Source organism: Rhodospirillaceae bacterium (genome assembly GCA_028819475.1).
Lineage (GTDB): Bacteria > Pseudomonadota > Alphaproteobacteria > Bin65 > Bin65 > Bin65.
Genome location: JAPPLJ010000057.1, coordinates 1 through 6,999, shown reverse-complemented (window position 1 = coordinate 6,999; position 6,999 = coordinate 1). Strand labels below are relative to the sequence as shown.

Below are 6,999 nucleotides of genomic sequence, written 5' to 3'. Positions count from 1 at the left end.
TTGGGGGGCCGCCGGGCGGGTGGTTGTTGGGGGGCCCGGCCCCGCGGGGGGGGATTTTTCCCTACTACGGCCCCCTCGGCCCCCGGGGGGGGCTGCCCCCCCGGGGGGGGGGGGGGGGGGGCCCGCCCCGCTACCGTGGGCGGGATTGCACGGAGTGGCTCTCGGATCTCGGCTTTTTCGACCGGACGCCGGACATGCTGGACTCTCCCGCCGAGCGTTTCCGGGCCGAGGTCCAGGTGAGCGGGCGCGACGGCGGGCGCACGATCAGCCTGCACCGTTTGCGCCGGGACGGCGTCGAACTTTTCGGAAGGCTGACGGCGATCGACGGCGAAAAGGCCGAATTTGCCGACGACCTGCAGCGGAACATCGACAACGCCGACAATTTCTCGCGCATATTCCAGGACATGGTGGACGCCCATATCGAGAAGAACGGCATCGACGCTCCGGAGCCGACGGACGCTGAACTCGACGGCGAACCGGCAGCGAGCGAACCGTCGGCGCCGCACCGCCGCGCGATCGACCTCCGGGAGGAAAACGTCGCCACCGTCGTTTGGGCGACGGGTTTCTCCTACGACTTCTCGTGGATCGATTTTCCCGTGTGCGATGCGATGGGTTATCCGGTGACCGACCGGGGGGCAACGTCCATACCCGGTCTCTATTTCATGGGCCTCAACTGGATGGTGACGCGCAAATCCGGCCTGCTGTACGGCGTCGGCGACGACGCCCGGCATGTCGCCGCCCATATCGCGGGCTATCTCGGCAACCGCCGCTGACCGGCAAGCGCGCTGCGGCGGCGTCCGGCCCGTGCTAGCCTGCCGCCGTGATCGTCTCCGCCTCCTACCGCACGGACATTCCGGCCTTCTATGCCGACTGGTTCCTCAACCGGGTCGCGGCGGGCGCGGCGCGGTTCCGCAATCCGTTCGGCGGCGGCATTGTAACGGTCTCGCTCAGGGCGGAGGACGTCTCCGGCATCGTCTTCTGGACGCGCAATTTCGCGCCGCTCATGGACCGGCTCGCGCCGGTCGAAGAGCGCAGCTGGCCCTTCGTCGTGCAGTTCACCGTCACCGGCTATCCGCGGCCGCTCGAACCCTCGACGATTCGCGCGGAGGACGCCGCGGCCCAGATCGCGGAGATCGCCCGGCGCTTCGGGCCGCGCGCCGCGGTCTGGCGCTACGACCCGGTCCTGCTGTCGTCGGCGACCGGGCCGGGCTGGCACCGCGCGACGTTCGCCCGCCTGGCCCGGCTGTTGCGCGGCCATGTCGACGAGGCGGTGCTGTCGTTCGTCGAGCCCTACCGCAAGACGCGGCGCAACCTGGACCGGCTGGCGCGCCGGGCCGGGATCGACTGGCGCCTGCCGGAGCCCGATGAGAAGGCTGCGCTGGTCGGCGACCTCACCGCAATCGCCGGCGACGCCGGCATGGCGCTGACCCTGTGTACCCAGCCGGCGCTGGCGGCGCTGGTGCCGGGCATCGCCGCCCCGGCGCGCTGCATCGACGCCGGCCGGCTCGGCGACGTTGCGGGCCGTCCGGTCATCGCGCCGGTGAAGGGCAACCGGCCGGGCTGCCTGTGCGCCGCGTCGCGCGATATCGGCGCCTACGACACCTGCCCCCATGGCTGTACCTACTGCTACGCCGTCGCCGACCGCAGCCGGGCGAAGGCGGCGTATGCGGCTCAGGATGCGGGGGCGGAGATGCTGGGGGTGCGGTGAGGCAAAGCGGCCATGTCGTCGAACTCCGCTGCTTCATACCCGATTCTCGGTGCTCCGAGACAATCCCCCCATTGCTCCGGCAAAGGCCCTGCGCAATTCATAGGAATCCGCCATACACAGCGTGGCTTCGGCGGCAAACGTTATGATGGCTAGATTGCGGGGCTACGAGTCAACGGGGCTGCTGATCAAGCCTGGATGCTCGATCCATCTCCTTGCTTGCTACAAATCCAACAAGAAATTCGTTGCGAACACTATATTCCATGACTGGAGTTTAAGAGTGCTTAAGGCTTCCAAACTACCTCAATTGCTCAACAATTGGAAGAAGATCTTCATCCGGAATTAAACTCAAATTCATATGGTTAAAGATATCTGCTCCTAGACCCTGAGTTTGTACGTTACGCGGACAAATGTCAGTCACACCAAGAATGTAGCTCTCTTCAACGATATAGTAGCTGCGCGCTAGATCAAAGCATTCATATAACACCTGTCGTCTCTCTGTTTTAAACTCAGATTCAGATCGATAGTCTGAATCTCGCAATGTACCGCGAATCTGATTGACACCAAAAATTTTCAAGAGACAAAATTGACGATATGTCATTCTCTCGCATGACTTTATAATCTGGTGTGCCAGTCCGGCACTAATGTCAGCATTAAACGCAACATTGGCAAAGAAATATCCCATGTACACAATCTTTTTTTCCTCAGGTTCGCGTTGAGCTTTGAGAATTATGTTCTCCGCGATACTGTCTGCATCTGAGCAACCAAATTCATTTCGCTCGAAAAATCCGTCAGAGCGAACACTCTCGCCGCTCTCAAGTCTGTCTCGTATATTGTTCGTTGCAATCGCTAGCAGGCCCCCAATTCGCTGTTTTTCTCGATCTCCTAACAATCTCTTAGAGGTCTCTTCTCCCAAAGTTTCCAACAATTCTGATACGGTAGCGCTCGCAGTCCCCAATGCTGCCGCACTCCCCAAGTCACCCGCGAAAAACCCTAGGGCGCCTCCTACAGTTCCGCCCGCTATTCCTGCACCGCCTCGGATCAGGCGGCGAACCGCGCTTTCTTGATCTTCGCTAGACATCATGTATCGCAATCGACGAGGAGTAAGCAGGTTGCCAGTACTCTTGGATTATTGCGCGCACCAACAACCTAAATTTAGGGCATACCCACCTCAAAATCGTCATCTTCCATTGTCCAGTCCGGGGCGACCGCGAACGTTTTCTTATATGCGGGAAGTTCTAACTCGAACGCTCCGGTTCCCATAACATTAAATTTCTCCATAGTAATGTAACCGGCTTCGCATAATTCCCTATACAACTCAATGCCCACCTTAATTCCGAAGCCTTTCGATTGTCGTTTCGCAATTTCGGCGTCAATGATCTGTGTGATGGTTTTGATATCGATAGTCACTGATTCTGCTCCTTCTGCTACACTCGCTTCCATCCGCACAAGCCTTACCGACAAAGTGATTCAATGCGAAGTCGAACTATCCGATACGGAGAGGTGGCGACTGAATTCTCCTTTGCACGTTTCGGTTTCGGCCCTTTACGCCGCGTCGCTTTCCCCGGCATTCTCTTCGGGCGGTTCGGCGGCGTCTTCCGGAGCCTCTGCCGCGTCTTCGGCCGTCTCCCCAGCCTCCGGTGCAGGCTCTTCCGGCGGCTTCCTCGCAACGCCGACCAGAGCCGGGCGCAGCAGGCGGTCGTGGATGACGTAGCCGTCCTGCACGACCTGGGCGACCGCGCCGGGCGCCAGCTCGTCCGTCGGCACCTCGAACATCGCCTGGTGGCGGTTGTGGTCGAAGCGCTCGCCGGTCTCCGGCGTCACCTTTTTCACGCCGTGCCGTTCCAGGGCCTGCAGCATCTCCTGCCGCGTCATGTCCACCCCGGCGCGCAGATTGAACAGGTTCTCGTCCTCCTCCCGGGGGATCTCCGGCACCGCCTCAAGCGCGCGGCCGAGATTGTCGGCGACGCTCAGAACGTCCCGCGCCAGGCCGGTCGCGCCGTATTTCCGGCTGTCCGCAACGTCGCGGGCGGCGCGCTTGCGCGCGTTGTCGGCGTCGGCCAGGGCCCGCAGCGCGCGGTCTTTCAGTTCTGCGACCTCGGTTTCGAGGTCGGCGATGCGCTGCTGTTCTTCGGTCAGCGCCGGGGCCTCGCCTTCGCCCTCTTGCGGATTGGCGTCCGGTTCGGCCGATTTCGCGTCCCCGGCCGCCGTATCGGCGGCGCCCGGCCCGGAATCGGCCGTCGCCGGATCGCTGTCCGCGGCAGCGTCGCTGTCGTTGGCCGGCTCGGGCGGCGCGGATGCCGTTGCCGACGCATCCCCGGGGGCTTCGGGGTCGTCGGCGCCGGCGCCTGCCGGGGGGGCCTCCGCGGGATCGGTCTTGCGCGGGTCGTCGGTCATGTCGTGCAACTCAGTCCTGCAATCTTCCTGGGTGCCGCGCGCCGGCCTAGCCGATCAGCCGGCCGACGACGGTCGCCGTATAGTCCACCATCGGAATGATCCGGGCATAGTTCATGCGGGTCGGTCCGATCACGCCGATCGCGCCGACCACCATTTCGTCCGCATTCGTGTAGGGCGAGATGATCAGCGAGCAGCCGGCATTGCGGAACAGTTCGTTCTCCGCGCCGATGAAGATCCGGACGCCCTGGGCCGCGCTCGACAGGTCGAGAAGCCTGAGCAGGGTTTCCTTGCGCTCCAGCGCCGAGAACAGCCGCCGCACCCGCTCCAGATCGTCAATGGCGGCAACGTCTTCAAGAAGCCTGGACTGGCCCCGGACAATAAGCGCACCCTGCTCGGCCGCCGCCCCGTCCGGCCCGGCCCAGACCGCGAGGCCGCGTTCGACAAGGTCGCCGGCGAGCGCATCGAGCTGCGCCCGGTCGCGCGCCAGCTCCGCGGTGACGGCGCCCCGCGCCTCGCCCAGCGTCCGGCCGACCAGCCGGGCGGTCAGGTAGTTCGACGCCTCGATCAGCGCGGACGACGGCATGCCGACCGGCACGTCGATGATCCGGTTTTCTATGACGCCGTTCTTCAGCACCATGACGACCAGCGCGCGGCCCGGCCCGAGGCTGACGAACTCGATATGCTGCAATGCGCTTTCCGATTTCGGCGCGATCACCAGCCCGACCTGCTCCGACAGGCCGGCGAGCGACTGGCTGGCCTGGCGCAGAACCTGGTCGACGCTGCGCCCGTTGGCAGCGCACTGCGCCTCGATCCGGTCGCGTTCCTGCTCGCTGAGCCGGCCGACCTCGAGCAGCCCGTCGACGAACATGCGCAGGCCGGCATCGGTCGGCAGGCGGCCGGCCGAGGTGTGGCGGGCATAGAGCAGGCCGGCGTCCTCGAGATCGGCCATGACGTTGCGGATCGTCGCCGGCGACAGGTCGATATCGTCGAGGCGCGACAGGGTCCGCGAGCCGACGGCCTCGCCCGAGGTGACATAGGTCTCGACGATGCGGCGCAGGATTTCGCGCGCCCGGTCGTTGAGCGCCTGCACCGACGATCCTCCCGCCGGGGTCGCCGGGGGCGGCGTCACGATGCTGCCGGAATCCGGGGTCGTCATGGCGGTTTCGCAAGATCCGTTGCAACGGGACGCGGCGCCCCGGTAACACAGGGGATCGAGGGGCACCTGAGCGGCGAAGATTTAGGCAATGCCGGAAATCCGGTCAATCCAGCGCGCCGGTGAGCGATTCGGTAACCTTGGGCATTCAGCCCGTCTTCCGCTAGATTGCCCGCCCCTGCCCTAATTCCTCAGGCTGCCCCATGAACCTGTCCGGCACTCCGTCCGGATTTTCCTCCGTCAGGCCGTCCGGCCGCGCGCGCGACGCGATGCGGGAGGTGACGCTCGAACCCGGCTGGGCCGGCCATGCCGAAGGCTCCTGCCTGGTGCGGTTCGGCGGCACCCATGTGCTGTGCGCCGCCTCGGTGATCGAGCGGGTGCCGCCCTTCCTGCGCAACACCGGGCGCGGCTGGGTGACCGCGGAATACGGCATGCTGCCGCGCTCGACCCACAGCCGCACCGACCGCGAAGCGGCGCGCGGCAAACAGAGCGGCCGGACCCAGGAGATCCAGCGGCTGATCGGCCGTTCGCTACGCGCGGTGACCGATCTCGAAGGCTTCGGCGAGCGCCAGATCACCGTGGACTGCGACGTGCTCCGGGCCGACGGCGGGACGCGCACCGCCGCGATCACCGGCGGCTGGGTCGCGCTGCACCAGGCCTTCGGGTGGCTGATCGGCAAGGGCGAGATAGACGAGACCCCGCTGACCGGCCAGGTCGCGGCGGTGTCGTGCGGCATCTACGAAGGCGAGACGGTGCTGGACCTGGATTATGCCGAGGACAGCGCCTGCCAGGCCGACGCCAATTTCGTGCTGTCGGGCGACGGCGGGCTGATCGAGGTCCAGGCGACGGCGGAGGACCGGCCGTTCGCCCAGAGCCAGTTCGACGAACTGCTGGCGCTGGCGAAGCAGGGTATCACCGACCTGTGCGCCCAGCAGCGCGCCGCCGTCGGGTAGCGGGCGGCATGACGCCGCCGCCGCTGTTTCCGCTTACCGGCGAGCTCGTCATTGCCAGCCACAATGCAGGCAAGGTGCGCGAGATCGGCGACCTGCTGGCGCCGCTCGGCGTGGCAGTGCGCGCCGCCGCCGCACTCGGCCTGCCCGAGCCGGACGAGACGGAAGACAGCTTCGCCGGCAACGCCCTGCTGAAGGCACGGGCCGCGGCCGGCGCGTCGGGCCTGCCCGCGCTCGCCGACGATTCCGGCCTGGCGGTGCGCGCGCTGGGCGGCGCGCCGGGAATCCATTCGGCGCGCTGGGCCGGACCGGAGCGGGATTTTGCCCTGGCGATGGCAACAGTGAATCGGGCGCTCGGCGACAACACGGACCGGGCCGCCGCCTTCGTCTGCGCGCTCGCCCTGGCGACGCCGGACGGCGGCGAGGCCGTGTTCGAGGGCCGGGTCGAGGGCCGTCTCGTCTGGCCGCCGCGCGGCAACCGCGGCTTCGGCTACGACCCGATCTTCGTCCCGGACGGCCACGCGGCGACCTTCGGCGAGATGGAACCGGCGGCCAAGCACGCGATCAGCCACCGCGCCCGCGCCTTCGCCAAACTGCTCACCGCCTGGCGCGCCGCGGCATGACGGCGTCGCTTCCATCGCCGCGATCTCGAATCCCCCTCCCCTTGGGGGAGGGGTTAGGGGAGGGGTCGTTCGCCGCCGCGCCGATGCCGGAGTCCGGCACTGCTGCCCGGTCCGCATGGGGGGGGGGGGGGGGGGGGGGGGGGGCGGGGCGGGGGGGGGGGGGGGGGGGGG

General features: G+C 66.3%; 8 protein-coding genes. 4 read left to right on the top strand and 4 right to left on the bottom strand.

The features are described 5' to 3' along the window. The first annotated feature begins 194 nt into the window (after positions 1 to 194). Both OXM58_17540 and OXM58_17535 read left to right on the top strand, forming a co-directional pair. Complete coding sequence (locus OXM58_17540; GenBank protein MDE0150164.1) at positions 195 to 773, top strand: hypothetical protein; 579 nt, start codon at positions 195 to 197, stop codon at positions 771 to 773. Positions 774 to 820: 47 nt separating this feature from the next. Further along, entirely contained in the window at positions 821 to 1,708 is an 888-nt protein-coding gene (locus OXM58_17535; GenBank protein ID MDE0150163.1) for a DUF1848 domain-containing protein, read from the top strand. Positions 1,709 to 2,003: 295 nt separating this feature from the next. Here the strand turns inward: OXM58_17535 and OXM58_17530 are convergent, their stop codons facing one another. The 4 genes from OXM58_17530 to hrcA form a co-directional block, all read right to left on the bottom strand. Further along, on the bottom strand, positions 2,004 to 2,789 hold the full coding sequence (locus tag OXM58_17530; protein MDE0150162.1) for a hypothetical protein: 786 nt from the start codon (positions 2,787 to 2,789) through the stop codon (positions 2,004 to 2,006). 71 nt (positions 2,790 to 2,860) lie between these two features. Then, complete coding sequence (locus tag OXM58_17525; protein ID MDE0150161.1) at positions 2,861 to 3,115, bottom strand: hypothetical protein; 255 nt, start codon at positions 3,113 to 3,115, stop codon at positions 2,861 to 2,863. A 135-nt stretch (positions 3,116 to 3,250) separates the two neighbouring features. Beyond that, positions 3,251 to 4,102, bottom strand: a complete 852-nt coding sequence (grpE, locus tag OXM58_17520; protein MDE0150160.1) for a nucleotide exchange factor GrpE — start codon at positions 4,100 to 4,102, stop codon at positions 3,251 to 3,253. Positions 4,103 to 4,148: 46 nt separating this feature from the next. Beyond that, complete coding sequence (hrcA, locus tag OXM58_17515) at positions 4,149 to 5,258, bottom strand: heat-inducible transcriptional repressor HrcA (GenBank protein MDE0150159.1); 1,110 nt, start codon at positions 5,256 to 5,258, stop codon at positions 4,149 to 4,151. A gap of 200 nt (positions 5,259 to 5,458) precedes the next feature. On the opposite strand from hrcA, the gene rph reads away from it, so the two are divergent. Further along, the gene (rph, locus tag OXM58_17510) at positions 5,459 to 6,208 is read left to right on the top strand and encodes a ribonuclease PH (GenBank protein MDE0150158.1); all 750 of its coding nucleotides are present in this window, start codon (positions 5,459 to 5,461) and stop codon (positions 6,206 to 6,208) included. 8 nt (positions 6,209 to 6,216) lie between these two features. Beyond that, a complete protein-coding gene (gene rdgB / locus OXM58_17505; protein MDE0150157.1) occupies positions 6,217 to 6,828 on the top strand; it encodes an RdgB/HAM1 family non-canonical purine NTP pyrophosphatase in 612 nt (203 codons plus the stop codon). Positions 6,829 to 6,999 lie beyond the last annotated feature (171 nt).

Coding starts and splice junctions, on each gene's coding strand:
- OXM58_17540 (MDE0150164.1), top strand. CDS start 195: ATGCTGGACTCTCCCGCCGAGCGTTTCCGGGCCGAGGTCCAGGTGAGC.
- OXM58_17530 (MDE0150162.1), bottom strand. CDS start 2,789: ATGATGTCTAGCGAAGATCAAGAAAGCGCGGTTCGCCGCCTGATCCGA.
- grpE (MDE0150160.1), bottom strand. CDS start 4,102: ATGACCGACGACCCGCGCAAGACCGATCCCGCGGAGGCCCCCCCGGCA.
- hrcA (MDE0150159.1), bottom strand. CDS start 5,258: ATGACGACCCCGGATTCCGGCAGCATCGTGACGCCGCCCCCGGCGACC.
- rph (MDE0150158.1), top strand. CDS start 5,459: ATGAACCTGTCCGGCACTCCGTCCGGATTTTCCTCCGTCAGGCCGTCC.
- rdgB (MDE0150157.1), top strand. CDS start 6,217: ATGACGCCGCCGCCGCTGTTTCCGCTTACCGGCGAGCTCGTCATTGCC.